The 22,962-nt window shown below is 67.0% G+C and carries 22 protein-coding genes; 3 read left to right on the top strand and 19 right to left on the bottom strand.

The window, feature by feature from the left end; all coding sequences use genetic code 11:
* The first annotated feature begins 16 nt into the window (after nucleotides 1-16).
* Nucleotides 17-739: an N-acetylmuramate alpha-1-phosphate uridylyltransferase MurU gene (gene murU, locus J8I35_RS27825; protein WP_209927982.1), complete on the top strand. Its 723-nt coding sequence runs from the start codon at nucleotides 17-19 to the stop codon at nucleotides 737-739.
* Between the two features lie 87 nt (nucleotides 740-826).
* Here the strand turns inward: murU and J8I35_RS27820 are convergent, their stop codons facing one another.
* Nucleotides 827-2,698 carry an ABC transporter ATP-binding protein/permease gene (locus tag J8I35_RS27820; RefSeq protein WP_124556498.1) on the bottom strand — a complete coding sequence of 624 codons (1,872 nt, stop codon included), beginning with the start codon at nucleotides 2,696-2,698 and terminating at the stop codon, nucleotides 827-829.
* A 174-nt stretch (nucleotides 2,699-2,872) separates the two neighbouring features.
* Between J8I35_RS27820 and J8I35_RS27815 the strand changes: the two genes are divergently transcribed.
* Nucleotides 2,873-3,268 (top strand): acyl-CoA thioesterase, encoded by a 396-nt coding sequence (locus tag J8I35_RS27815; RefSeq protein ID WP_006485741.1) that lies wholly within the window; start codon nucleotides 2,873-2,875, stop codon nucleotides 3,266-3,268.
* Nucleotides 3,269-3,302: 34 nt separating this feature from the next.
* Here J8I35_RS27815 and J8I35_RS27810 read toward each other — a convergent pair whose 3' ends face one another.
* Entirely contained in the window at nucleotides 3,303-3,785 is a 483-nt protein-coding gene (locus tag J8I35_RS27810; protein WP_050014677.1) for a nitrate reductase associated protein, read from the bottom strand.
* Between the two features lie 114 nt (nucleotides 3,786-3,899).
* On the opposite strand from J8I35_RS27810, the gene fdhD reads away from it, so the two are divergent.
* The gene (gene fdhD / locus J8I35_RS27805; protein WP_209927978.1) at nucleotides 3,900-4,754 is read left to right on the top strand and encodes a formate dehydrogenase accessory sulfurtransferase FdhD; all 855 of its coding nucleotides are present in this window, start codon (nucleotides 3,900-3,902) and stop codon (nucleotides 4,752-4,754) included.
* 51 nt (nucleotides 4,755-4,805) lie between these two features.
* Here the strand turns inward: fdhD and J8I35_RS27800 are convergent, their stop codons facing one another.
* The 17 genes from J8I35_RS27800 to J8I35_RS27720 form a co-directional block, all read right to left on the bottom strand.
* Nucleotides 4,806-5,573: an enoyl-CoA hydratase gene (locus J8I35_RS27800; protein ID WP_050014678.1), complete on the bottom strand. Its 768-nt coding sequence runs from the start codon at nucleotides 5,571-5,573 to the stop codon at nucleotides 4,806-4,808.
* A gap of 92 nt (nucleotides 5,574-5,665) precedes the next feature.
* The gene (locus J8I35_RS27795; protein WP_050014680.1) at nucleotides 5,666-6,865 is read right to left on the bottom strand and encodes an acetyl-CoA C-acyltransferase; all 1,200 of its coding nucleotides are present in this window, start codon (nucleotides 6,863-6,865) and stop codon (nucleotides 5,666-5,668) included.
* A gap of 22 nt (nucleotides 6,866-6,887) precedes the next feature.
* Nucleotides 6,888-9,323 (bottom strand): 3-hydroxyacyl-CoA dehydrogenase/enoyl-CoA hydratase family protein, encoded by a 2,436-nt coding sequence (locus J8I35_RS27790; RefSeq protein ID WP_209927971.1) that lies wholly within the window; start codon nucleotides 9,321-9,323, stop codon nucleotides 6,888-6,890.
* Nucleotides 9,324-9,441: 118 nt separating this feature from the next.
* Nucleotides 9,442-11,229 (bottom strand): acyl-CoA dehydrogenase C-terminal domain-containing protein, encoded by a 1,788-nt coding sequence (locus J8I35_RS27785; protein WP_209927965.1) that lies wholly within the window; start codon nucleotides 11,227-11,229, stop codon nucleotides 9,442-9,444.
* Between the two features lie 56 nt (nucleotides 11,230-11,285).
* Nucleotides 11,286-11,885, bottom strand: coding sequence for a TetR/AcrR family transcriptional regulator (locus J8I35_RS27780; RefSeq protein WP_006477846.1), 600 nt, complete (start codon nucleotides 11,883-11,885; stop codon nucleotides 11,286-11,288).
* A 201-nt stretch (nucleotides 11,886-12,086) separates the two neighbouring features.
* On the bottom strand, nucleotides 12,087-13,361 hold the full coding sequence (clsB, locus tag J8I35_RS27775) for a cardiolipin synthase ClsB (RefSeq protein ID WP_209927961.1): 1,275 nt from the start codon (nucleotides 13,359-13,361) through the stop codon (nucleotides 12,087-12,089).
* On the bottom strand, nucleotides 13,358-13,852 hold the full coding sequence (gene nudB / locus J8I35_RS27770; RefSeq protein ID WP_124556496.1) for a dihydroneopterin triphosphate diphosphatase: 495 nt from the start codon (nucleotides 13,850-13,852) through the stop codon (nucleotides 13,358-13,360). The genes clsB and nudB overlap by 4 nt, the downstream gene beginning before the upstream one ends.
* Nucleotides 13,853-14,011: 159 nt before the next feature.
* The gene (gene aspS, locus J8I35_RS27765) at nucleotides 14,012-15,814 is read right to left on the bottom strand and encodes an aspartate--tRNA ligase (RefSeq protein WP_011657896.1); all 1,803 of its coding nucleotides are present in this window, start codon (nucleotides 15,812-15,814) and stop codon (nucleotides 14,012-14,014) included.
* A 67-nt stretch (nucleotides 15,815-15,881) separates the two neighbouring features.
* Nucleotides 15,882-16,532: a DUF502 domain-containing protein gene (locus tag J8I35_RS27760; protein WP_006477842.1), complete on the bottom strand. Its 651-nt coding sequence runs from the start codon at nucleotides 16,530-16,532 to the stop codon at nucleotides 15,882-15,884.
* A gap of 61 nt (nucleotides 16,533-16,593) precedes the next feature.
* Nucleotides 16,594-16,956, bottom strand: a complete 363-nt coding sequence (locus J8I35_RS27755; protein ID WP_124638765.1) for an FmdB family zinc ribbon protein — start codon at nucleotides 16,954-16,956, stop codon at nucleotides 16,594-16,596.
* 95 nt (nucleotides 16,957-17,051) lie between these two features.
* Nucleotides 17,052-17,678, bottom strand: a complete 627-nt coding sequence (locus tag J8I35_RS27750) for an SAM-dependent methyltransferase (RefSeq protein WP_050014695.1) — start codon at nucleotides 17,676-17,678, stop codon at nucleotides 17,052-17,054.
* A 17-nt stretch (nucleotides 17,679-17,695) separates the two neighbouring features.
* Nucleotides 17,696-19,273, bottom strand: a complete 1,578-nt coding sequence (gene ubiB, locus J8I35_RS27745) for a ubiquinone biosynthesis regulatory protein kinase UbiB (protein ID WP_050014696.1) — start codon at nucleotides 19,271-19,273, stop codon at nucleotides 17,696-17,698.
* Between the two features lie 12 nt (nucleotides 19,274-19,285).
* Complete coding sequence (locus tag J8I35_RS27740; protein ID WP_027806086.1) at nucleotides 19,286-19,912, bottom strand: SCP2 sterol-binding domain-containing protein; 627 nt, start codon at nucleotides 19,910-19,912, stop codon at nucleotides 19,286-19,288.
* A gap of 164 nt (nucleotides 19,913-20,076) precedes the next feature.
* Complete coding sequence (locus J8I35_RS27735) at nucleotides 20,077-21,111, bottom strand: TIM44-like domain-containing protein (protein WP_209927954.1); 1,035 nt, start codon at nucleotides 21,109-21,111, stop codon at nucleotides 20,077-20,079.
* Nucleotides 21,112-21,152: 41 nt separating this feature from the next.
* A complete protein-coding gene (ubiE, locus tag J8I35_RS27730; protein ID WP_006477837.1) occupies nucleotides 21,153-21,884 on the bottom strand; it encodes a bifunctional demethylmenaquinone methyltransferase/2-methoxy-6-polyprenyl-1,4-benzoquinol methylase UbiE in 732 nt (243 codons plus the stop codon).
* A 52-nt stretch (nucleotides 21,885-21,936) separates the two neighbouring features.
* On the bottom strand, nucleotides 21,937-22,350 hold the full coding sequence (locus J8I35_RS27725) for a DUF971 domain-containing protein (RefSeq protein WP_050014701.1): 414 nt from the start codon (nucleotides 22,348-22,350) through the stop codon (nucleotides 21,937-21,939).
* Nucleotides 22,347-22,790: an HIT family protein gene (locus J8I35_RS27720; RefSeq protein ID WP_011546191.1), complete on the bottom strand. Its 444-nt coding sequence runs from the start codon at nucleotides 22,788-22,790 to the stop codon at nucleotides 22,347-22,349. Before J8I35_RS27720 ends, J8I35_RS27725 begins: the two co-directional genes overlap by 4 nt.
* Nucleotides 22,791-22,962: the final 172 nt, after the last annotated feature.

The following is a 22,962-nucleotide window of genomic DNA, read 5'->3' as shown; positions in this document are numbered from 1 at the left end:
TCGCACCCAGTCGACCATGAGCACACCCCTGACCACGGCGATGATCTTCGCCGCCGGACGCGGCGAACGGATGCGTCCGCTGACCGACGCCCGCCCGAAGCCGCTGCTCGAAGCCGGCGGCAAGCCGCTGATCGTGTGGCAGATCGAGGCGCTCGCGCGGGCGGGCATCGACACGATCGTGATCAACCACGCGTGGCTCGGCGAGCAGATCGAGGCCGCGCTCGGCGACGGGTCGCGCTGGGGCGTGCGGCTCGCGTATTCGGCCGAGGGCGACGCACTCGAAACCGCCGGCGGCATCGCGCAGGCGCTGCCGCTGCTGGAGCGCGACGGGCAGCCAGCCGTGTTCGCGGCCGTCAGCGGCGACGTGTACTGCGCGTTCGACTACCGGACGCTTGCGCCGCGCGCCGCCCGGATGGCCGCGCTCGACACGCCGGCGATGCACCTCGTGATGGTGCCGAACCCGCCGTTCCATCCGGCCGGCGACTTCGCGCTCGGCGACGACGGCCGTCTCGCGCTCGACGGCGCCGCGCGCTTCACGTTCGGCAACATCGGCCTGTACGACACGCGGATGTTCCGCGACCTCGCACCCGGCACGCGGCGCGCGCTGACGCCGTACTATCGCGCGACGATCGAAGCCGGCCGCGCGACCGGCGAACTGTACGAAGGGATCTGGGAGAACGTCGGTACGCCCGCGCAGCTCGGCGAACTCGACGCACGGCTGCGCGCCGCCGCGGGCTGATCGGACGACGGGCGGCGACGCCCCCGTCGCGCCGCCCTTGCGCTGCGCGCCACGGCACGCGGCACGCCGCCAGGCCGCCACGCCCCGTTACGCGGCCTCGGCCTCTTCCCCGCCCGCCGCCGCGCGCTGCTGCTGCAACGCCCACATCTGCGCATACAGCCCGTCCGCGCGCACGAGTTCGTCGTGCGTGCCGCGCTCGACGATCCGCCCGTGGTCCATCACGAGGATCTGCTGCGCGTGCACGACCGTCGACAGACGGTGCGCGATCACGAGCGTCGTGCGATGCCGCGCGATCTGATCGAGCTCGTGCTGGATCGCGCGTTCCGAGCGGGAATCGAGCGCCGACGTCGCTTCGTCGAACAGCAGCACCGGCGGGTCCTTCAACAGCGTGCGCGCGATCGCGACGCGCTGCTTCTCGCCGCCCGACAGCTTCAGCCCGCGCTCGCCGACCGGCGTGTCATAGCCCTTCGGCAACCCTTCGATGAAATCGTGGATGTGCGCGGCGCGCGCGGCCGCGACCACCTCGTCGCGCGTCGCCGTCGGCCGACCGTACGCGATGTTGTAGTAGATCGAGTCGTTGAACAGCACGGTGTCCTGCGGCACGATCCCGATCGACGCGCGCAGCGATTCCTGCGTGACGTCGCGAATGTCCTGCCCGTCGATCCGGATCGCGCCGCCCGCCTGCCGGTCGAGATCGTAGAAGCGGAACAGCAGCCGCGACAGCGTCGATTTCCCCGACCCGCTGTGGCCGACCACCGCGGTCGTCGTGCCGGCCTCGATCGTGAACGTCACATCGTGCAGGATCTGCCGCGACGGCTCGTACGCGAAGTTCACGTGCTCGAAGCGCACCTGCGCGCCGGCCACCGCGAGCGGCGGCGCATCGGGCCGGTCGGCCACTTCCTTCGGCGCCGACAGCAACCCGAACATCCGGTCCATGTCGGTCAGGCTCTGCTTCAGCTCGCGATAGACGACGCCGAGGAAATTCAGCGGAATGTACAGCTGCAGCATGAACGTGTTGATCAGCACGAGATCGCCGAGCGTCAGCTTGCCCGCGAGCACGCCCTGCGTCGCGCGCCACAGGATGAACACGAGCCCCGTGCCGATGATCGCCTGCTGGCCGAAGTTCAGCACCGACAGCGAGTTCTGCGAGCGGATCGCGGCCTTCCGGTAGCGCTTCAGGTTCTCGTCGTAGCGCTGCGCTTCCCACGCCTCGTTGCCGAAGTACTTCACCGTCTCGTAGTTGATCAGCGAATCGATCGCCCGCGAGTTCGCGCGCGAATCGAGCTCGTTCATCGTGCGGCGAAAATGCGTGCGCCAGTTGGTGACCTTCACGGTGAACACGATGTACGTGACCAGCGCCGCGAACGTCACGTACGCGTAGTAGGCCTCGTACTTGACCACGAAGAAGCCGAGCACGAGCCCGACCTCGACGAGCGTCGGCAGGATGCTGTACAGCGAATACGAAATCAGTTGCTGGATGCCGCGCGTGCCGCGCTCGATGTCGCGCGACATGCCGCCCGTCTGGCGCTCGAGATGAAACCGCAGCGACAGCCCGTGCAGATGCCGGAACACCTGCAGCGCGAGCTGGCGCACCGCGCTCTCGGTGACCTTCGAGAACAGGATTTCGCGCAGTTCGGTGAACAGCGACGTCGACAGCCGCACGAGCGCATACGCGACGACCAGCAGCCCGACGCCGCCCGCGAGCACGATGCCGGCCGACTGCTCGGCACGGCCGAGCGCGGTGAGCTGCTGCACGGCGGACAGGTGATCGACGATGCGCTTCATCACGACCGGCACGCCGAGGTTCGCGACCTTCGCCCCGATCAGGCAGCCGAGCGCGAGCGCGACGCGCCATTTGTAGGTGGTCAGGTACGGCAGCAGCGACCGGATGGTCTGCCAGTCGTTGCGAGGCCCGGTCGAAGCCGGCGCGGGCTCGCCGGAAGCGGGAAATCGGCGCATGGGGAAAGGTCCTGCGGCAATGCGGGACGCGCGTATCGGCGGCCGGCTCGCGCGCTTTCTCGTACAATTTGCGAACGTTGTATTGTCGCAGAAGCCGCTTCGCGCCGCTGCCGGCGGCCTCGTCGGCCAGCCTGCGCGCGGCGGCTCGTTTATTACAGGATGAAAGCCCCCGCCATGACCGATTCGACCCTCGAACTCCCGCAGAAGCAGCCCGCGCTGCGCGTCGTCCCGCAACCGCACGATGCGAACGTTCACGGCGACGTGTTCGGCGGCTGGATCATGTCGCAGGTCGACATCGCCGGCTCGATTCCCGCGAGCCAGCGCGCGAACGGCCGCGTCGCGACGGTCGCGGTCAATTCGTTCGTGTTCAAGCAGCCGGTATTCGTCGGCGATCTGCTGAGCTTCTACGCCACCATCATGCGCACCGGCAACACGTCGATCACGGTCGACGTCGAGGTGTACGCGCAGCGCATGCGCCTGATGGGCGAAGTCGTGAAAGTCACCGAAGCGACGCTCACCTACGTCGCGACCGGCCCTGACCGCAAGCCGCGGCAACTGCCGCCGCTCTGACGGCGGGCAAGCGCCGCGGTGCGGCAGGCGGTCGTCAGTGCGTGGCCGTCAGCCCGAACTCCCGCATCGCGGGCACGAAATCGTGATTCAGCGTCGGCTTGCGCGACAGCTTGACCAGCACGTAGCGCTGGAACGGCGCGAGCCGCTGCCACTGCGCGAGCGCGGGTGCCGGCAGCCCGGCCAGCGCGCTCTGCTGTACCAGCGACTCCGGTACCGCGTCGACGGCGCGCCAGGCCGGCTGCTCGTCCGGCTGGAACCATGACGGCTCCAGATCGGCGTGCGTGCGCAGCATTTCGAACAGCGCGTGATCGAAGTTGGGCTCGATCGCGGTGTCGTCGTCGGCCGGAAAGCGCGCGAGCAGCTTGCGGTCCTCGAGCGGCAGCAGTTGCCACTGGTCGAGCGAAATCCGCAGGCCGAAGCGATCGAGATTGAAACGCACGATCATCGGGATGTACGTGAAGTTTTCCGACGAATCGTGTTCGAAGTTGAAGAGCAACGGAGCGTCGCTGAGTCCCATGGTCGTTACCTGACGTGGCGGATGCCGGCGCGGCCGGCTTGCCTGGGGTATTTTAGAACCTCTGCGCGCGGGCGGCGGCACGATCGTCGCCGGCCGCCCTTCGAATCAACGGGAGTGCTCGTGAATCCGACCCAATCAGACGCACCGCGCGACGCATTGCGCGACGAACCGCGCGGCGCGATCGAGCTGCCCGTGCGCCGCACGCGCGGCGGCGCGGTCGAACCCGCGCACGACTTCGTCGGCCAGGAATGGCCGGTCGCACTCGTCTTCAACGGCATCTCGCATGCGGTGATGATGTGTACGCCATGCGACCTCGAAGCGTTCGCGGTCGGCTTCGCGATCTCGGAAGGGATCGTCGCGCGCGGCAGCGACATCAAGGACATCGAGGTGATCCTGCACGCCGACGCGCCGCTGCCGCATGCGGAAGTCCATCTGGAAGTCGTCCAGCAGGCGTTCGCCGCGCTGAAGGACCGGCGCCGCGCGCTCGCGGGGCGCACGGGCTGTGGCGTCTGCGGCATCGAGAGCATCGACCTGCTCGACCTCGCGCCCGAACGCGTGCCCGATACCGGTTTTCTCGCGCGCCTCGCGCCCGACGCGCTGGCGCGCGCCGCGCATGCGTTACCGTCGCATCAGGCGCTGACGAAACTGACCGGCGGCCTGCATGCGGCCGCGTGGTGCGATGCAACAGGCGCGATCCGCACGGCATTCGAGGACGTCGGCCGCCACAACGCGCTCGACAAGCTGATCGGCTCGCTCGTGCTGGCGCGCGCCGATACCACCGACGGCTTCGTGTTCCTGTCGAGCCGCGCGAGCTACGAGCTCGTGCGCAAGGCCGCGCGGGTCGGCATCCCGCTGGTCGCGACCATCTCCGCGCCGTCGTCGCTCGCGATCGAAATCGCGAAGGCGGCCGGCTTGCGGCTCGTCAGCTTCTGCCGCGAAACGGGCCACGTCGACTACGGCACGGCCTGATCGCTCTCCCAACCGCGCACCGGCGAGCCACCGCCGGCGCGACCCGTTCCGTCAGTCGAACTGACGGAAATCCGGCTTGCGCTTCTCGAAGAACGCCGTCATCGCCTCGCGGGCCTCCGGCGCGCGCAGCATCTCGGCGAAATGGCGCGCTTCCTCGGCCATCCGCGCGGGCGTCGCCACGCCGCCCGTCTCCTTGAGCAGCGCCTTCGTCACACGCAGCGATGCCGCCGGCAGCGCCGCCAGCTTCGCCGCCTGCTTCGCCGCGAACGCGTCGAGCTCGGCCGCCGGCAGCACGCGGTTGACGATACCGATCCGGTGCGCTTCCAGCGCGTCGAACGCCTCGCCCAGCAGCAGCTTCTCGGCGGCGACCTGATGGCCGGCCAGGCGCGGCAGCAGTGCGCTGGACGCGGCTTCCGGGCACAGCCCGAGCTGCACGAACGGCAGCGAGAACGTCGCGGTGTCGGCCGCATAAACCAGATCGCAGTGCAGCAGCATCGTCACGCCGACCCCGACCGCGATGCCGGGCACCGCCGCCACGACCGGCTTGCTCGCGCTGCTGATCCGCGCCAGAAACTGGAACACCGATGCGGTGTCGTCCTTCGGCGGCGACTTCAGGAAATCCTCGAGATCGTTGCCCGCGCTGAAATTACCGTCGCTGCCGCGCAGCAGGATCACGCGCGTCGCCTTGTCTTCCTGCGCGTCGGCGAGCGCATCGGCCATCGTCTGGTACATCGCCGCCGTCAGCGCGTTCTTCTTCGCCGGGCGCGCGATCGTGATCGTCATCACGCCGTCGGCGCGTTCCACTTGAATGTCGGCCACAACCGTCTCCTTTGACTGTCTCTACCGGAATGAAAAAAACGGTGCGCGAGCTCGTGGCCCGCGCACCGTCGTCGCTTGTCGTCGCGTCCCGCTTACAGGCGTTCGATGATGCCCGCGGCGCCCATGCCGGTGCCGACGCACATCGTGACCATCCCGTACTTCAGGTTGCGGCGGCGCAGGCCGTGCACGACGGTCGCCGCGCGGATCGCGCCGGTCGCGCCGAGCGGGTGGCCGAGTGCGATCGCGCCGCCCATCGGGTTGACCTTCGACGGGTCGAGGCCGAGATCGCGCATCACCGCCAGCGACTGCGCGGCGAACGCCTCGTTCAGCTCGATCCAGTCGAGATCGTCCTGCTTCAGGCCGGCGGCCTTCAGGGCGGCCGGAATCGCTTCCTTCGGGCCGATCCCCATGATTTCCGGCGGCACGCCGCGCACCGCGAAGCTCACGAAACGCGCGAGCGGCGTCAGGTTGAACTCCTTCAGCACCTTCTCCGACACGACGAGCAGCGCGCCCGCGCCGTCCGACGTCTGCGAGCTGTTGCCGGCCGTGACCGAGCCCTTGTTCGCGAATACCGTGCGCAGCTTCGCGAGGCCTTCGAGCGACGTATCCGCGCGCGGACCTTCGTCGAGCTTGATCTCGCGCGTCTTCACGTCGACTTCGCCGGTCGCGAGGTTCGGGAACCGCTCGGTGAGCGTGTACGCAGCGATTTCGTCGCCGAATTCGCCGGCCTGCTGCGCGGCGAGCGCCTTGCGGTGCGATTCGACCGAGAACGCGTCCTGGTCGTCGCGGCTCACCTTCCACTGTTCGGCGACGCGCTCGGCCGTCAGGCCCATCCCGTACGCGATGCCGAAGTCTTCGCTGCGATCGAAGATGTGCGGCGACATCGACGGCTTGTTGCCCATCATCGGCACCATGCTCATCGATTCGCAGCCGCCCGCGAAGATCGCGTCCGATTCGCCGACGCGGATGCGGTCGGCCGCCATCGCGAGCGCGGTGATGCCCGACGCGCAGAAGCGGTTGACCGTCACGCCGCCGACCGTCTGCGGCAGGCCCGCGAGCAGCGCGCCCATGCGCGCGACGTTCAGCCCCTGCTCGGCTTCCGGAATCGCGCAGCCGATGATCGCGTCCTCGATCACCTTCGTGTCGAGACCGGGCACCTGCGCGACTGCCGACCTGATCGCGTGAACCAGCAGCTCGTCGGGGCGCGTGTTCTTGAAGACACCGCGCGGGGCCTTGCCGATCGGGGTGCGGCTGGCGGCGACGATGTATGCGTCTTGCAGTTGTTTGCTCATTTCAGACTCCTTGTCTGCTCGCTCAGTTACGCACCGGCTTGCCGGTCTGCAACATGCCCATGATCCGTTCCTGCGTCTTCTGCGTGCCGAGCAGCTCGACGAACGCGCGGCGCTCGAGCGCGAGCAGCCACTCCTCGTCGACGAGGCTGCCGGCTTCGACGTCGCCGCCGCACACGGCTTCGGCGATGCGGCTCGCGATCAGGTAGTCGTGGTCGCTGATGAAGCGGCCGTCACGCATGTTGACGAGCGATGCCTTGATCGTCGCGATCGCCGAACGGCCCGCGACCGGCACGTCCTTCGCGCGCAGCGGTGCACGATAGCCGGTGTCGGCCAGCGCACGCGCTTCCTTCTTCGCGGTGTCGAGCAGTTCGAACACGTTGAAGACGATCGTGTCGGACGGCTTCACGTAGCCCATCGCCCGTGCGTCGTGCGCGGACGCCGACACCTTCGCCATCGCCGCGTTCTCGAACGACTTCGTGACGAACTTCAGGATGTCGGTGGTCGCGTTCGCGGCCGTCGCGGCGTCCGCTGCGCGCAGCGCCGCTTCCTTCAGGCCGCCGCCGGCCGGCACGAGGCCGACGCCCACTTCGACGAGACCGATGTAGCTCTCGACGTGCACGACGCGCTTCGCGCTGTGCAGCATCAGTTCGCACCCGCCGCCGAGCGCGATGCCCGACACGGCCGCGACGACCGGCACGTTCGCGTACTTCACGCGCAGCATGCCTTCCTGGAACTTCTTCACGAACGGCTCGATGCCCTTCGCGCCGCCCATCATGAACGCGGGCATCGCCTCTTCGAGGTTCGCGCCGGCCGAGAACGGGCCGCCCGGCGTGCCGAGCTTCAGCGACGTCGGCTGCCAGATCACCACGCCCTTGTAGTCCTGCTCTGCGAGTTCGATCGCCTGCACGAGGCCGTCGATCACGCTCGGTCCGATCGTGTTCATCTTCGACTTGAACGACACGATCACGACGTCGTCCTCACCGGCACGGTCGTCGACCCACGCGCGCACCGCGTCGGTCTCGAACAGCGTCTTGCCGTACGTCTTCGGATCGGCGCCGGCTTCGCCCAGCAGCGGCGCGCGGAACACCTGCTTGCGGTACACGGCCAGGTCCGAACGCGGCACGAAGCGCTTCGATGCCGGCGCCCACGAGCCTTCGGCCGTGTGCACGCCGCCCTGCTCGGCGACCGGGCCTTCGAGCACCCACGACGGCAGCGGCACGTTCGCGAGCGCCTTGCCGGCCGCGATGTCTTCCTGCACCCACTCGGCGACCTGCTTCCAGCCGGCAGCCTGCCAGCCTTCGAACGGGCCTTCGTTCCAGCCGAAGCCCCAGCGGATCGCGAGGTCGACGTCGCGCGCGTTGTCGGCGATCGACTCGAGATGCACGCCGATGTAGTGGAGCACGTCGCGGAAGATCGACCACAGGAACTGCGCATGCGGATGATCCGTCTCGCGCAGCAGCTTCAGGCGTTCCGCCGGCGGGCGCTTCAGGATGCGGCCGACGGTTTCGTCCGCCTTCGCGCCCGAATCGACGTAGCTGCCCGTCTTCGCGTCGAGCACCTTGATCGCCTTGCCTTCCTTCTTGTAGAACCCGCCGCCCGTCTTCTGGCCGAGCGCGCCCTGCTTCACCAGTTCGGCGAGCACGGCAGGCGTCTGGTAGACCGGGAAGAACGGATCGTCGGCGAGGTTGTCCTGCATCGTCTTGATCACGTGCGCCATCGTGTCGAGGCCGACCACGTCCGCGGTGCGGAACGTCGCCGACTTCGCGCGGCCGAGGCGGCTGCCCGTCAGGTCGTCGACTTCGTCGAAGCGCAGGCCGAACTTCGCGGCCTCGGTGATCACCGCGAGGATCGAGAAGATGCCGACGCGGTTCGCGATGAAGTTCGGCGTGTCCTTCGCGCGCACGACGCCCTTGCCGACGACGCTCGTCAGGAAGGTCTCGAGCTGGTCGAGGATTTCCGGACGCGTGTGCGCGGTCGGGATCAGCTCGACGAGGTGCATGTAGCGCGGCGGGTTGAAGAAGTGCACGCCGCAGAAGCGCGCCTTCAGCTCGTCCGAGAATCCTTCGGACAGCTTCGTGATCGACAGGCCCGACGTGTTGGTCGCGAAGATCGCGTTCGGCGCGATGTGCGGCGCGACCTTCTTGTACAGGTCGTGCTTCCAGTCCATCCGCTCGGCGATCGCCTCGATCACGACGTCGCATTCGGCGAGCTTCGCGATGTCGTCTTCGTAGTTCGCCGCTTCGAGGTATTTCGCGTCGTCCTTCACGCCGAATGGCGCGGGCGACAGCTTCTTCAGGTTCTCGATCGCCTTCAGCGCGATCGCGTTTTTCGGGCCTTCCTTGGCCGGCAGGTCGAACAGCAGCACCGGCACGCGCGCGTTGACGAGGTGCGCGGCGATCTGCGCGCCCATCACGCCGGCGCCCAGCACGGCGACCTTGCGAATCAGGAAATTGCTCACGGGATGTCTCCGGATAGTGTCGTGCAGCGCGGAATGTGAGGGCTGCACGGCGAAGTGAGTACCAGGAACCGTTGCGTTCGGGCGGCGCGACGCGCGGCGCGCACCGCCCGGACTCGCGTCAGAACAGCGATTCGTCGACTTCCATCATCGTCTTCGAACCGGCGCGCGCGGCGCGGATCGTCGCCGCCGTCTCGGGCAAGAGGCGCGCGAAGTAGAAGCGGGCCGTCGCGAGCTTCGACTTGTAGAACGGATCGCCCGACGCTTCCTTGTCGAGCGCGAGACGCGCCATGCGCGCCCAAAAGTACGAGAACACCAGATGGCCGACGGTGCGCAGGTACGGCACGGCGGCAGCGCCGACTTCGTCCGGGTTCTGCATCGCCTTCATGCCGATTTCCATCGTCAGCTTCTGCACCTTGTCGCCGATGTCGGCGAGCGGGTTGATGAACTCGGCCATCTCGGGCTTCACGCCTTCGGCTTCCGCGAATTCGGTCACGAGCTTGCCGAACTTCTTCAGCTTCGCGCCCATGTCGCCGAGCACCTTGCGGCCCAGCAGGTCGAGCGACTGGATCGAGTTCGTGCCTTCGTAGATCATGTTGATCCGCGCGTCGCGCACGTACTGCTCCATGCCCCATTCGGAGATGAAGCCGTGGCCGCCGTAGATCTGCATCGCGTGGTTCGTGCACTCGAACGCGTTGTCGGTCAGGAACGCCTTGATGATCGGCGTGAGCAGCGCGACGAGGTCGGCTGCTTCCTTGCGCACGGCTTCGTCGGCGTGCGACAGTTCCTTGTCGATCTGCAGCGCGGACCAGTACGTGAATGCACGCGCGCCTTCCGCGTACGCCTTCTGCGTAAGCAGCATGCGGCGCACGTCCGGGTGCACGATGATCGGATCGGCCGGCTTGTCCGGTGCCTTCGGGCCCGTGAGCGAACGCATCTGCAGGCGTTCCTTCGCGTACGTCAGCGAGTTCTGGTACGCGACTTCCGTGAGGCCGAGGCCCTGCATGCCGACGCCGAGGCGCGCGGCATTCATCATCACGAACATCGCGTTCAAGCCCTTGTTCGGCTCGCCGACCATCCAGCCCTTCGCGCCGTCGAGGTTCATCACGCACGTCGAGTTGCCGTGGATGCCCATCTTGTGTTCGATCGACCCGCACTTGATGCCGTTGCGCTCGCCCGGCTCGCCCGACGCGTCCGGAATGAACTTCGGCACGATGAACAGCGAGATCCCCTTCGTGCCTTGCGGCGCGTCCGGCAGGCGCGCGAGCACGAGGTGGACGATGTTCTTCGACATGTCGTGCTCGCCGCTCGAGATGAAGATCTTCGTGCCGCTGATCGAGTACGAGCCGTCGCCGTTCGGTTCGGCCTTGGTGCGCAGGATGCCGAGGTCGGTGCCGCAGTGCGGCTCGGTCAGGCACATCGTGCCCGTCCATTCGCCCGACACGAGCTTCGGCAGGTATTGCTGCTGCAGTTCCGGCGCGCCGTGTGCGTGCAGGCATTCGTACGCGCCGTGCGACAGGCCCGGATACATCGTCCATGCCTGGTTCGCCGAGTTCAGCATTTCGTAGAGCGCGTTGTTCACGAACGCGGGCAGCCCCTGGCCGCCGTAGTCCGGATCGCAGCCGAGCGCCGGCCAGCCGGCCTCGACGTACTGCCGATACGCTTCCTTGAAGCCGGTCGGGGTCTTCACGACGCCGTCGCCTTCATACGTGCAGCCTTCGCGGTCGCCGACCTGGTTCAGCGGGAACAGTACCTCGGAGCAGAACTTGCCCGCTTCCTCGAGGACCTGGTTGATCGTGTCGGCGTCGAGGTCCGCATGCTTGGGCATTTGCTTGACTTCGGCTTCGACGTTCAGAAGCTCGTGCAACACGAATTGCATGTCGCGCAGCGGCGCGGCGTACTGTCCCATGACTCTCTCCAAAGGTGGGCAACGGCTCGAGCTCCTGGCGGGCGGGTCACGCGCCGCTAACGGCTCTCGCTCTGATACGAAACAATCGTCTTTTCCAGCGCGGCCCACGTAAGGCGCACGGCGTCCGGCGAATGCAGGAAGCGTGCGTCGTGATGCAGGCCGAGCGTGAAGCTGTACAACTCGAAGAGCATCAGTTCCGGATCCGTATCCGCGCGCAGATGCCCTTCTTCCATCGCCTGCGAAATGGCGCGCAGCAACGCGGCACGCCAGGCGGTCACGCTCGCGATCAACTGCTCGCGCACGGGGCTGTCCGGCCGGTCGTCGTACTCCACTGCGCCGCTGATGTAGATGCACCCGGTCGTCACCTCCTGGATGCGCTTCTCGATCCAGCGCGCCAGCATCGCCCGAAGACGCGGCAGACCGCGCGACTCGCGCAGGCTCGGAAAGAACACCTCGTTCTCGAAACGATGGTGGTACTCGCGGACGACCTCCACCTGAAGGTCTTCGCGCGATCCGAAGTGCGCGAACACGCCGCTCTTGCTCATCTGCATGCGCTCGGCCAGCAGGCCGATCGTCAGCCCCTCCAGCCCGTCACGGCTGGCGAGGTCCAAAGCAGCTTCGAGTATCGCGGCACGCGTCTGTTCGCCTTTTCGCATAGCTATTTCTGTAACCGTTCGGGGGGTTCGAATAAAATCGAACGGCCGTACTATTATTGAGTGCGGCCGCTCGCGAAACAAGGAAATTATTAGAAACCGGTGTCTAACCGAGCCGCTATTTTGCGCGATTCCGGCGGGACCGGAGCGGCTTTTCCGCACGAACGTGCGGACAGATTTTTTGAAGCGAATACTGAGTCTGCGTCAGTCGTAACCGCCGACCGTCAGCGCCTTCATCACGAGGCGGTACGTGTTGTACGCCAGCCAGTTCAGCAGCCGCTCGACGCGCGGGCGCGCGGCGTAGTGCGCGGCGTCGATTTCCCGGCCTTCGGCGAACGCGGTGGCGATCGCGTCGCGCAACTGGTTCGTCACTGCATCGTAGCGCACCAGCACGACGTTCGCTTCATTGTTCAGCATCAGGCTCAGCGCGTCCAGATTCGACGAGCCGACCGTCGCCCAGTTGTCGTCGATCACGGCGACCTTGCCGTGCAGGATCGTCTTGTCGTATTCGGCGACGCGCACGCCTGCGCGCAACAGCGAGTGATACAGGAACGGTACGGCCGTATCGAGCGCCGTGAATTCCTTGCGGCCGATCAGCACCTGCACGTCGACGCCGCGGCGGGCCGCGCCCGTCAGCGCGCGGCGCAGCTTGCGGCCCGGCATGAAGTACGGATTCGCGAGCAGGATCCGCTGGCGCGCCTGGCCGATCGCCGCGAGGTAGGCTTTCTCGATCGCACGGCGATTCACGACGTTGTCGCGCGCGACGAACGCGACGCTCGGCTCGGTCACGACCCGGAGCGCGCCGGCCTTGATCCACCGGTGGCTGCGCATCCAGCGCCGGAACATGTCCGGGAACGCTTCGCCGCCATGCAGCCCGGCCGCGTACTGCGCATACGGCTTGTGGCCGAACCGGATCCGGTGCCACTGCAGCTCGAACGCGGCGCGCACGTCGGACACCGCGGGCCCGGCCATCTCGACCGCGAAATCCCAGCGCGGGAACGGCAGCGTCGCGCTGCCCTGCGTGTAGTCGTCGACGATGTTGATGCCGCCGCAGAACGCGACCGCGTGATCGATCACCGCGAGCTTGCGGTGCGTGCGCGAGAAGCCGAAGCGGCCGAACAGGAAGCGGTTGTAGATGCAGTGCTCGACGCCGGCCTCGGCCCATGTGTCGAACAGCGGCAGGCGGGCGGTGCCGATGCCGTCGGTGATCACGCGCACGCGCACGCCGCGCTGCGCCGCGCGGATCAGCGCGTCCGACACCGGGCGGCCGGCCTCGTCGTCGCAGAAGATGTAGGTTTCGAGCATCACCTGCTCGCGGGCGGCGTCGATCCGATCGATCAGCGCGTGGAAGAATTCACCGCCGGTTTCGCACAGCCGCACGGTGTTGCCGGCCGTAAACGCGAGCCGCGACGCGGAGCCGCGCTCCTGCAGGAACATCTGCCGCAATTGCGCGAAGCGCTTGCGGGTCTCCGCATTCATGCGGACGAACCGTGCGGCGCACGCATGAGGGCCACGCGCGCGGGCAATTGCAGGATCGCCTCGGCGTTCGACGGCGAGAAGCAGCGCGCGGCCGCCTCGCGGAACGGCAGCCACGCATGGTCGACATGCTCGCGCGGCGACAGCGTCACGTCGACGCGATGCGGCACGCACAGGCCGAACCAGTGCTCGACGTTGCGCGTGACGCCCGGCGCATAGCGATGCAGGTATTGCGGATAGATCGTGTATTCGATCCGGTGATGCCAGTCGACGAGCGCGGTGGCCGGCACGTCCGGCGTGCCGACCGCGATGCCGGTTTCCTCGGCCACCTCGCGCGCGGCGGTGAGCGCGAGCGGCTCGTCGAGCGCGTCCTTCGAGCCGGTGACCGATTGCCAGAAATCGGGCTGGTCGGCACGCTTGATCACGAGCACGTCGAGTTCGGGCGTGTAGATCACGACGAGAACGGATTCGGGGATTTTCGGCGGCTTCGTCATCTTGGTTTCATGCGGCACAGGGCCGTGCGCGGGGCCTGTGCCCGAACGTGCGGCAAGTGCTGCGACTGTACCGCAAAAAACGAAAAAGGCGCACCACGGCGCCTTTTCGTTGGATGTCGCGCGCGCGTCGCCGCGCGCACGACCGGGTGCGAAAACGCGTTACGCCTTCGGCTGCTCCGGCTGACGCAGACGGATGTGCAGCTCGCGCAGCTGACGCTCGTCGACCGGGCTCGGCGCCTGCGTGAGCAGATCCTGCGCACGCTGGGTCTTCGGGAATGCGATCACGTCGCGGATCGAATCGGCGCCGGCCATCATCGTGACGATGCGGTCGAGACCGAATGCGATACCGCCGTGCGGCGGCGCGCCGTACTGCAGCGCGTCCAGCAGGAAGCCGAACTTCAGTTGCGCCTCTTCCGCGCCGATCTTCAGTGCGCGGAACACCTTGCTCTGCACTTCCTCGCGGTGGATACGCACCGAGCCGCCGCCGATTTCCCAGCCGTTCAGCACCATGTCGTACGCCTTCGCGAGGCAGCGGCCCGGGTCGGTCTCGAGATACTCGAGGTGCTCGTCCTTCGGGCTCGTGAACGGGTGGTGCGCGGCGACGTAGCGCGCGTCTTCGTCGTCGTATTCGAACATCGGGAAGTCGACGACCCACAGCGGCTTCCAGCCGGCCTGGACGAGGCCGTTCGCCTTGCCGAATTCCGAATGGCCGATCTTCAGGCGCAGCGCGCCGAGGCTGTCGTTGACGACCTTCGCGCGATCGGCAGCGAAGAAGATGATGTCGCCGTCTTCAGCGCCGGTACGCTCGAGGATCGCCGCGATCGACGCGTCGTGCAGGTTCTTCACGATCGGGCTTTGCAGGCCGTCGCGGCCCTTCGCCTTCTCGTTGACCTTGATCCAGGCGAGGCCCTTCGCGCCGTAGATGCGCACGAATTCCGTGTAGCCGTCGATGTCGCCGCGCGACAGCTCGCCGCCCTTCGGCACGCGCAGCGCCGCGACGCGGCCGTCCTTCGCGTTGGCCGGCGTGCTGAACACCTTGAAGTCGACGTCCTTCATCGCGTCGGTCAGCTCGGTGAATTCGAGCTGCACGCGCAGGTCCGGCTTGTCCGAACCGAAACGCGCCATCGCTTCCGAGTACGGCATCACCGGGAATGTCGCGTCGAGTTCGACGTCGATCGTCGTCTTGAAGATGTGACGGATCATGTCTTCGAACAGGTCGCGGATTTCCTGCTCGCCGAGAAACGACGTTTCGCAGTCGATCTGCGTGAATTCCGGCTGACGGTCGGCGCGGAGATCCTCGTCGCGGAAGCACTTGGTGATCTGGTAGTAACGGTCGAAGTTCGCGACCATCAGCAGCTGCTTGAACAGTTGCGGCGACTGCGGCAGCGCGAAGAACTGGCCCGCGTTCACGCGCGACGGCACGAGGTAGTCGCGCGCGCCTTCCGGCGTGCTCTTCGTCAGCATCGGCGTTTCGATGTCGATGAAGCCCTGCTCGTCGAGATACTTGCGCGCCTCGATCGCGACGCGGTAGCGCAGGCGCAGGTTGTGCTGCATCTGCGGGCGGCGCAGGTCGAGCACGCGGTGCGTGAGGCGCGTCGTTTCCGACAGGTTGTCGTCGTCGAGCTGGAACGGCGGCGTGACCGACGCGTTCAGCACGTTCAGTTCGTGGCACAGCACTTCGATCTTGCCGCTCTTCAGGCCGGCGTTGACCGTGCCTTCCGGACGGTTGCGCACGAGGCCCTTGATCTGCACGCAGAACTCGTTGCGCACGCCTTCGGCGGTCGCGAACATTTCCGCGCGATCCGGGTCGCACACCACCTGCACGAGGCCTTCACGATCGCGCAGGTCGATGAAGATCACACCGCCGTGATCGCGGCGGCGCTGCACCCAGCCGCACAGCGACACGGTTTGGCCCAGCAGGTGTTCGGTCACGAGACCGCAGTATTCAGTACGCATCGACATGATGTTTGCTTTCGTTCGGTTTGATCAACGGGCGCCGCAACGCGCGGCCCGGGCGATGATTCTTTACTTACAGCGGCGGCTCGACGGGACGACGGGCGGGCGCCGGAGCCGGCGCCGAAGGCGCCACGACGCCCATCGAGACGATGTACTTGAGCGCGGCATCGACCGACATGTCGAGTTCGATGACTTCGCTCTTCGGCAACATCAGGAAGAAGCCCGACGTCGGGTTCGGCGTCGTGGGCACGTACACGCTCACGTACTCTTCCGTCAGATGGTTGACCACGTCGCCGCCGGGCGTGCCGGTCAGAAACGCGATCGTATACGAGCCGCGGCGCGGGTATTCGATCAGCAGCGCCTTGCGGAATGCGTTGCCGCTACTCGACAGCAGCGTGTCCGATACCTGCTTGACGCTCGTGTAGATCGGCCCGACGACCGGGATGTGACGCACGACCGCGTTCCACCACGTGACGAGCTTCTGGCCGATGAAGTTCTGCGTGGCCAGCCCGACGACGAAGATGAACGCGAGCGTCAGCACCGCGCCGATCCCCGGCAGATGGAAGCCGAGCATCCGCTCGGGCTGCCACGATTCGGGCAGCAGGAGCAGCGTCTGGTCCATCGTGCCGATGATGAGGCCGAGCACCCACAGCGTGATCGCGAGCGGGACGAGAACCAGCAAGCCGGTCAGGAACACCGTTTTCAGGGTCGTCTTTTTCATCATCTGCCGTCAATGAACCGCGCCGGAAGCGCGGGTTGGTCGCGACCCGGCCGGGCCGCGACGATCAAGTGCCGGCGGCGGGCGTCGCAGCCGGTGCCGGCGCGGCGCTCGTCGTCGTGGTGCTGCCCGCACTGCCCGAACTGCTCGTCGCAGCCGGCGCGGCCGCGGCCGGTGCGGCTTCCGCCGCGGGTGCCGCCGGCGCCGCGTCGCCCGACGCGGTCGCCGGTGCGCTGGCGCCGCCCGAGCCGCCGCGAAAATCGGTGACATACCACCCCGAGCCCTTCAGCTGGAAACCGGCGGCGGTCACCTGTTTGCGAAAAGCATCCTTCCCGCATTCAGGGCATTGCGACAGCGGCGCGTCGCTCATCTTCTGGAGCACGTCCTTCGCGAAACCGCACGCTTCGCATCGATAGGCGTAGATCGGCATGATATTTTTCCCGCAGAAACTGGAAACGGCTTGCAAAACCTTGAATTATAGCCGAAACCCCGGCCCGCTCCGGCAACGGCCGCGACGCCCGCGCATCAGCGGCGACGCCACGTGAGCCAGCGCTCGTGCCCGTCGAACACGGCCAGCGAATCGGTCACGGGCAAATCCTCGATCAGCTCGAAGTGCGGCGCGAGCAGCGCGTCGAGTTCGGCTCGCTCGATCCCGAACGGCGGCCCTTTCGGTTTCGCCACCACGAAGAAATAACCGGCCAGCAATCCGCCCGCGGGCAGCAGCTCGGCCATCCGCGCCGCATAGCTCGCGCGCAGGCTCGGCGGCAGCGCGCACAGGAACGCGCGCTCGTACACCCACTGCACATCGAACGGCGGCTGGTACTGGAAAAAATCGGCCTGCTCGACGACGTCCGCATGCGCGCCGAGCTGCGCCTTCGCCGCAGCGACCGCCTGCGCGGCGAAATCGATCGCCCGCACCGGCCAGCCGGCCTGCGCGAGCCATCCGGCCTCCTGCGCACTGCCGCAGCCGGGAATCAGCACCGCACATGGGTCGCGCCGCTGCGCGAACGCGCGAAACCCGTCCGGCACACCGCCGAATTCCCACGGCGTCACGCCTCGCTCGAAGCGCTCGTCCCAGAACGACGCGCTGCCGGGGTCGCGCGTCGCGAAATCGGCGGCGCTCGACGCGGACGGCTGTTTCGGTTCGGACATCGCGTGGCTCCTTTCGGTCAGGCGCCGTACGCGAGCGCGAGCAGCACGCGCGCGACGAGCGCCCCGACGCCGACGGCCAGGCCGAAGATCAGCAACGCCTGCAGCAGCCGGTTCGTCCGTTTCTGCTCGACGAGGACCTGACGCATCAGCTCCTCGCTCGCGGCGCGCGGCGCGTCGTGGCGCGCGGCCATCGCATGGTGGATCAGGCGCGGCAGTTGCGGCAGCGTCTTGCTCCACTGCGGCGCCTCGACCTTGAACCGCTCGTACCAGCCGCGCAGGCCGATCTGCTCGGTCATCCAGCGCTCGAGATACGGCTTCGCGGTCTTCCACAGGTCGAGTTCGGGGTCGAGCGAGCGGCCGAGCCCCTCGACGTTCAGCATCGTCTTCTGCAGCAGCACGAGCTGCGGCTGGATCTCGACGTTGAAGCGGCGCGACGTCGAGAACAGGCGCATCAGCACCTGGCCGAGCGAGATGTCCTTCAGCGCGCGATCGAAATACGGTTCGCACACCGCGCGGATCGCGCTTTCGAGCTCCTCGACGCGCGTCTCGGGCGGCACCCAGCCCGATTCGAGGTGCAGCGTCGCGACGCGGTGGTAGTCGCGCTTGAAGAACGCGAGGAAGTTCTGCGCGAGGTAGTTCTTGTCGAAATCGGACAGCGCGCCGACGATCCCGAAATCGAGCGCGATATAGCGGCCGAACGTGTTCGGGTCGAGGCTCACCTGGATGTTGCCGGGGTGCATGTCCGCATGGAAGAAGCCGTCGCGGAACACCTGCGTGAAGAAGATCTCGACGCCTTCGCGCGCGAGCTTCTTGATGTCGACGCCGGCCGAGCGCAGCGTCTCGACCTGGCTGATCGGCACGCCGGTCATGCGCTCCATCACGAGCACCTGCGACGTCGAGAAATCCCAGAACATCTCGGGCACGAGCAGCAGGTCGAGGCCCGCGAAGTTGCGGCGCAGCTGGCTGCCGTTCGCGGCCTCGCGCATCAGGTCGAGCTCGTCGTGCAGGTACTTGTCGAATTCGGCGACGACCTCGCGCGGCTTCAGGCGCCGGCCGTCGGCCCACATGCGTTCGGTCCACGTCGCGATGTCGCGCATCAGCGCGAGGTCGGAATCGATCACCGGCAGCATGTTCGGCCGCAGCACCTTGACGGCGACGGCCTTGCCCGCGTGCACGCCCTGCTTCAGCTTCGCGAAATGCACCTGCGCGATCGATGCGCTCGCGATCGGCTCGCGCTCGAATTCGTCGAACAGCTCGTCGACCGGCGCGCCGAGCGACTTCTCGATGATCGCGATCGCGACGGCCGAGTCGAACGGCGGCACCTGATCCTGCAGCTTCGCGAGTTCGTTCGCGAAATCGACCGACAGCAGGTCGCGGCGCGTCGACAACACCTGGCCGAACTTCACGAAGATCGGGCCGAGGCTTTCGAGCGCGTGGCGCAGCCGCACGGCGGGCGGATCGGAGTAACGGCGACCGATCGTCGTGATCCGCAGCAGCAGCTTCACGCGCCGGTCGTCGATCCGGGACAGCATCACTTCGTCGAGACCAAAGCGGATGACGGTGTAGACAATCTTGATGAAACGGAAAATGCGCATGCCCTGCGGCCCTCAGTGCGCGCCGCGCGGGCTGGAACCCGTGCGCGCGCCGATTTTTTGTTCGAGTCGCTCGACCCGCTTTTCGACCCGCGCGAGCGCATCGCGTGCGCGCGCCAGTTCGGCGTCGAAGCCGCCGAGCGACGCGCGCCGAACGACTTGCGGGTTCTCGTCGAGCCAGTATTCGGCGACGGAGTCGAGCACGTTGCGTCCGGTGCGGCGCGCGCGCGCGCCGGCATCGCGCACGACCGTCGCGATCCGGTACGCCGCCGCGTCGCCGACCAGCTTCGCGAGATCTTCTTCCGGTTCCCAGCGCAGATGCTCGGCCAGCTTCGCGATCTGCGTCGCGAATTCCGCGTCGCCCTCGATCTTCACGTGCTTCATCACGGCCGCCTGGCCGCCCTGCAGGAACGCGGCGACCGTATCGCCGGCGAGCGCGATCGACACGTCGACCTGTTGCGCATCGTGTGCGTCGACAGCCGACAGATAGCCGTCGGGCTGCACCAGCAGCGTGAGCGTGACGGGAGGCACGTCGATCCGGGCAGTCTTGCCCGCATAGGGAATCAGGCGGTCGCGCGCCCACGATTCGCGCGCGAGCAGGTGATTGACGGCAGCAGCAAAAGGCTTGGCGGCAAAGGTCATCGGGCTGGGAAAGAAAAAACCCGCGCAGGCCGGGCGCCCACGCGGGTTTCTATTGTAACGTCGGATCGATGGCAGACCGTGCCTGACCGTACACCCGGGCGGCAAGCGGTCGCAGTGCGGCGGCCGTCGCCCGGGTGCCCGGCGGCGCGGGCCGCCGGCCACGCTCAGTGCGTGTTGATCTGCTGGATACCCGCGAGCAGCCAGCCCTGGCTGCCCGACTTCGACAGGTTCCACACCTCGTCGAACGGCGCGGCCGACGTATTCGCCGATTCGCGGATCAGGCCGTGGAAGCGCACGCTCGCCGACTGCTCGATGCCGCGATCCTCGATCGCGATCAGTTCCGCGTCGAGCTGCACGACGTCGGTCTGGTTCGCGTCGTTGCCGCGCGAATCGAGGTCGATCTTGATCTCGGCGAACATTTCGGGCGTCGTGAACTCGCGGATGTCGGCCAGGTTGCCCTGGTCCCACGCGGCCTGCAGGCGCACGAAATAGACTTTCGCGCTGCGCAGGAACGCTTCGGTGTCGAAGCCGGCCGGCACTTGAAGCGGCGCAGCCGCCATCGCGCCTGCCGCGCCGGCGGCCGCCGCACCGCCGCCGAACACGCCCTGTGCTTCATTGGCATAGCTGCTGCCGCTGCCCGCGTAGTTGCCGCCGGTGTTGCCCTGCTGGAACGAGGGGCTTTGCGAATAGCCGCCCGACGACGACGATGCGCCGCCGACCGAATACGCCGGCTCCTGCGGGCGACGGCGGTTCATGAACTTGCGGACCAGCCAGATACCGACCATCGCGAGCAACGCGATCACGATGACGTTCGCCATCATGCTCGCGAACGCGCCGCCGAGGCCGAAGTGCGACAGCAGCGCCGCGATGCCGAGACCGGCCGCGAGACCGGCGATCGGCCCGAGCCAGCGCGAGCGGTTGGGCTGCGCGGCCGGCGTGGGCGCGACCGGGTTCGTACGCTGCGCCTGCGACGGCGCGGCCTGCTGCATCGGCTGCTGCGCGGGCGGCGTGGCCTGGCGCTGCGTGACGGTGGAGCTCTGGCGGCCGATGCTGCGCCCGCCGCCCATGCGCTTCGCTTCGGCGTCGAGCGATGCGAACGTGCCGGCCGTGAGCAGGCCGACCATCAGCAGCGTGCCGACCCGTCGAGCCCACGGCTTCGACGGCTTGCTACGGTTGAACAACGAACGCGATTCAGACATCAGCTTCTCCGAATGTAAGACGAATGTAGGGAAAGAACCCCTTAGTACTTGGTCCCTAGGTGTAAAGCTACCACGCCACCTGACAAATTGTAATATTTGACGGCATCGAGGCCCGCTTGTTCCATCATCGTCTTCAGCGTGTCCTGATCGGGGTGCATCCGGATAGATTCAGCAAGATACCGATAACTTTCAGCATCTTTCGCGAACTTGTCGCCAAGCCACGGTAATACTTTGAAAGAATACAGGTCGTACGCTTTTTTCAGCGGATCCCAGACTTTCGAGAATTCCAGCACCATCACGCGGCCGCCGGGCTTCGTCACGCGGCGCATCTCGGCGAGCGCGGCATCCTTGTGCGTCATGTTGCGCAGCCCGAACGCGACCGTGACCACGTCGAAGTAGTTGTCCGGAAACGGAATTTTCTCGGCGTCGCACAGCAGCGACGGCGTCACGACGCCCTTGTCGAGCAGCCGGTCGCGGCCGACGCGCAGCATCGATTCGTTGATGTCGGTATGCCAGACCTCGCCCGTCGGCCCGGCCGCCTTCGCGAACGACTTGGTCAAGTCGCCGGTGCCGGCCGCGATGTCGAGCACCTTGAAGCCGGGGCGCACGTTCGCCTGCGCGATCGTGAACGCCTTCCACGCGCGGTGCATGCCCGCCGACATCAGGTCGTTCATCAGATCGTAGTTGCTCGCGACCGAATGAAACACGCCCGCCACTTTCTTCGCTTTTTCGTTTTCCTCGACGCTTTCGAAGCCGAAGTGGGTTTTGCTCATCGCGTTGATCCTCAGTAAATGGCAAGACGGCGCCGAGCGGGCGCCGTCGATTTCAGTGGCAGTGGCCGTGCGGCGCTGCGGCTGCCGGCATCGGCGCGTCGCGCTCGACGCCCGCCGCCTTCAGTTTGTCGAAATAGTCGCGCCACAGCGCGTCCTGCTGCGTCGCCAGTTCGTACAGCAGGTCCCACGAGTAGATGCCGGTCGAATGGCCGTCGGAGAACGTCGGCTGCAGCGCGTAGTTGCCGACGCCCTCGAGCGCGGTGATCGTCACTTCGCGCTTGCCGGTCTGCAACGTCTCCTGGCCGGGCCCGTGGCCGCGCACCTCGGCCGACGGCGAATAGACGCGCATCAGCTCGAACGGAATCCGGTAACTCTCGCCGTTCGGGTACTGCAATTCGAGCACGCGCGACACCGCGTGCACGACGACGCCGGACGGAATCGGCGTCGTGGAAGTCAAACCGCTCATGCTTGCCTCGAATCGGTCATGCGTTGAATTTCCTCGCGCACCGCATTGTGCAGCAGCGAGGCCTGCGCCGCGCGCGAGCGCAGCAGCGCCTCGGACACGCTGCGCTGGCGCGGCGCCCACACGGGCTGCGGGAAATGGGCATCGTTGGAAAAGCGCGGAATCACGTGCCAGTGCACGTGCGGCACCATGTTGCCGAGGCTCGCGAGATTCACCTTGTTCGGCTGCATCACGCGGCGCACGGCCCGCTCGACCGCGTAGACCACGCGCATCAGATGTGCCCGCTCGGGCTCGCCGAGATCGGAGAACTCGGCCACGTGCGCACCCCAGATCACCCGGCAGAAGCCCGGGTAGTCGTGCTCGCCGGTGGCCAGCACGACACGCAGCGCATCGTCCTGCCAGAGCACCTCGCCGCCGTCTTCACGGCAAAACACGCATTCCATCGTCGCTCCCATGTGGACGGGCGCCGGCACATCAGCGCCGGCGCCCGCTCTCATCCTAGTCCCGCCGGGCGGTCGTCATGCCCGCATTAGACCAGCACGCGCTCGATCCCGCCATGGTTCGCCCGTGCGACATAATCGGCCATCCAGTTCTCGCCGAGCACCTGGCGCGCGA

The sequence above is a fragment of the Burkholderia sp. CpTa8-5 genome, from assembly GCF_017815045.1.
GTDB lineage: Bacteria > Pseudomonadota > Gammaproteobacteria > Burkholderiales > Burkholderiaceae > Burkholderia > Burkholderia sola.
This window is presented reverse-complemented; position numbering and strand designations above follow the sequence as displayed.

Bases quoted from the DNA above. Each gene is read 5' to 3' on its own strand.
- J8I35_RS27740 (WP_027806086.1), bottom strand. From the start codon at position 19,912: ATGACCTTTGCCGCCAAGCCTTTTGCTGCTGCCGTCAATCACCTGCTC.
- J8I35_RS27820 (WP_124556498.1), bottom strand. From the start codon at position 2,698: ATGCGCCGATTTCCCGCTTCCGGCGAGCCCGCGCCGGCTTCGACCGGG.
- J8I35_RS27795 (WP_050014680.1), bottom strand. From the start codon at position 6,865: ATGAGCAAACAACTGCAAGACGCATACATCGTCGCCGCCAGCCGCACC.
- aspS (WP_011657896.1), bottom strand. From the start codon at position 15,814: ATGTCGATGCGTACTGAATACTGCGGTCTCGTGACCGAACACCTGCTG.
- ubiB (WP_050014696.1), bottom strand. From the start codon at position 19,273: ATGCGCATTTTCCGTTTCATCAAGATTGTCTACACCGTCATCCGCTTT.
- J8I35_RS27750 (WP_050014695.1), bottom strand. From the start codon at position 17,678: ATGTCCGAACCGAAACAGCCGTCCGCGTCGAGCGCCGCCGATTTCGCG.
- J8I35_RS27785 (WP_209927965.1), bottom strand. From the start codon at position 11,229: ATGGGACAGTACGCCGCGCCGCTGCGCGACATGCAATTCGTGTTGCAC.
- J8I35_RS27755 (WP_124638765.1), bottom strand. From the start codon at position 16,956: ATGCCGATCTACGCCTATCGATGCGAAGCGTGCGGTTTCGCGAAGGAC.
- clsB (WP_209927961.1), bottom strand. From the start codon at position 13,361: ATGAATGCGGAGACCCGCAAGCGCTTCGCGCAATTGCGGCAGATGTTC.
- J8I35_RS27760 (WP_006477842.1), bottom strand. From the start codon at position 16,532: ATGATGAAAAAGACGACCCTGAAAACGGTGTTCCTGACCGGCTTGCTG.
- J8I35_RS27780 (WP_006477846.1), bottom strand. From the start codon at position 11,885: ATGCGAAAAGGCGAACAGACGCGTGCCGCGATACTCGAAGCTGCTTTG.
- J8I35_RS27720 (WP_011546191.1), bottom strand. From the start codon at position 22,790: ATGGAATGCGTGTTTTGCCGTGAAGACGGCGGCGAGGTGCTCTGGCAG.
- murU (WP_209927982.1), top strand. From the start codon at position 17: ATGAGCACACCCCTGACCACGGCGATGATCTTCGCCGCCGGACGCGGC.
- J8I35_RS27725 (WP_050014701.1), bottom strand. From the start codon at position 22,350: ATGAGCGGTTTGACTTCCACGACGCCGATTCCGTCCGGCGTCGTCGTG.
- J8I35_RS27735 (WP_209927954.1), bottom strand. From the start codon at position 21,111: ATGTCTGAATCGCGTTCGTTGTTCAACCGTAGCAAGCCGTCGAAGCCG.
- nudB (WP_124556496.1), bottom strand. From the start codon at position 13,852: ATGACGAAGCCGCCGAAAATCCCCGAATCCGTTCTCGTCGTGATCTAC.
- J8I35_RS27810 (WP_050014677.1), bottom strand. From the start codon at position 3,785: ATGGGACTCAGCGACGCTCCGTTGCTCTTCAACTTCGAACACGATTCG.
- J8I35_RS27815 (WP_006485741.1), top strand. From the start codon at position 2,873: ATGACCGATTCGACCCTCGAACTCCCGCAGAAGCAGCCCGCGCTGCGC.
- ubiE (WP_006477837.1), bottom strand. From the start codon at position 21,884: ATGAGCAAAACCCACTTCGGCTTCGAAAGCGTCGAGGAAAACGAAAAA.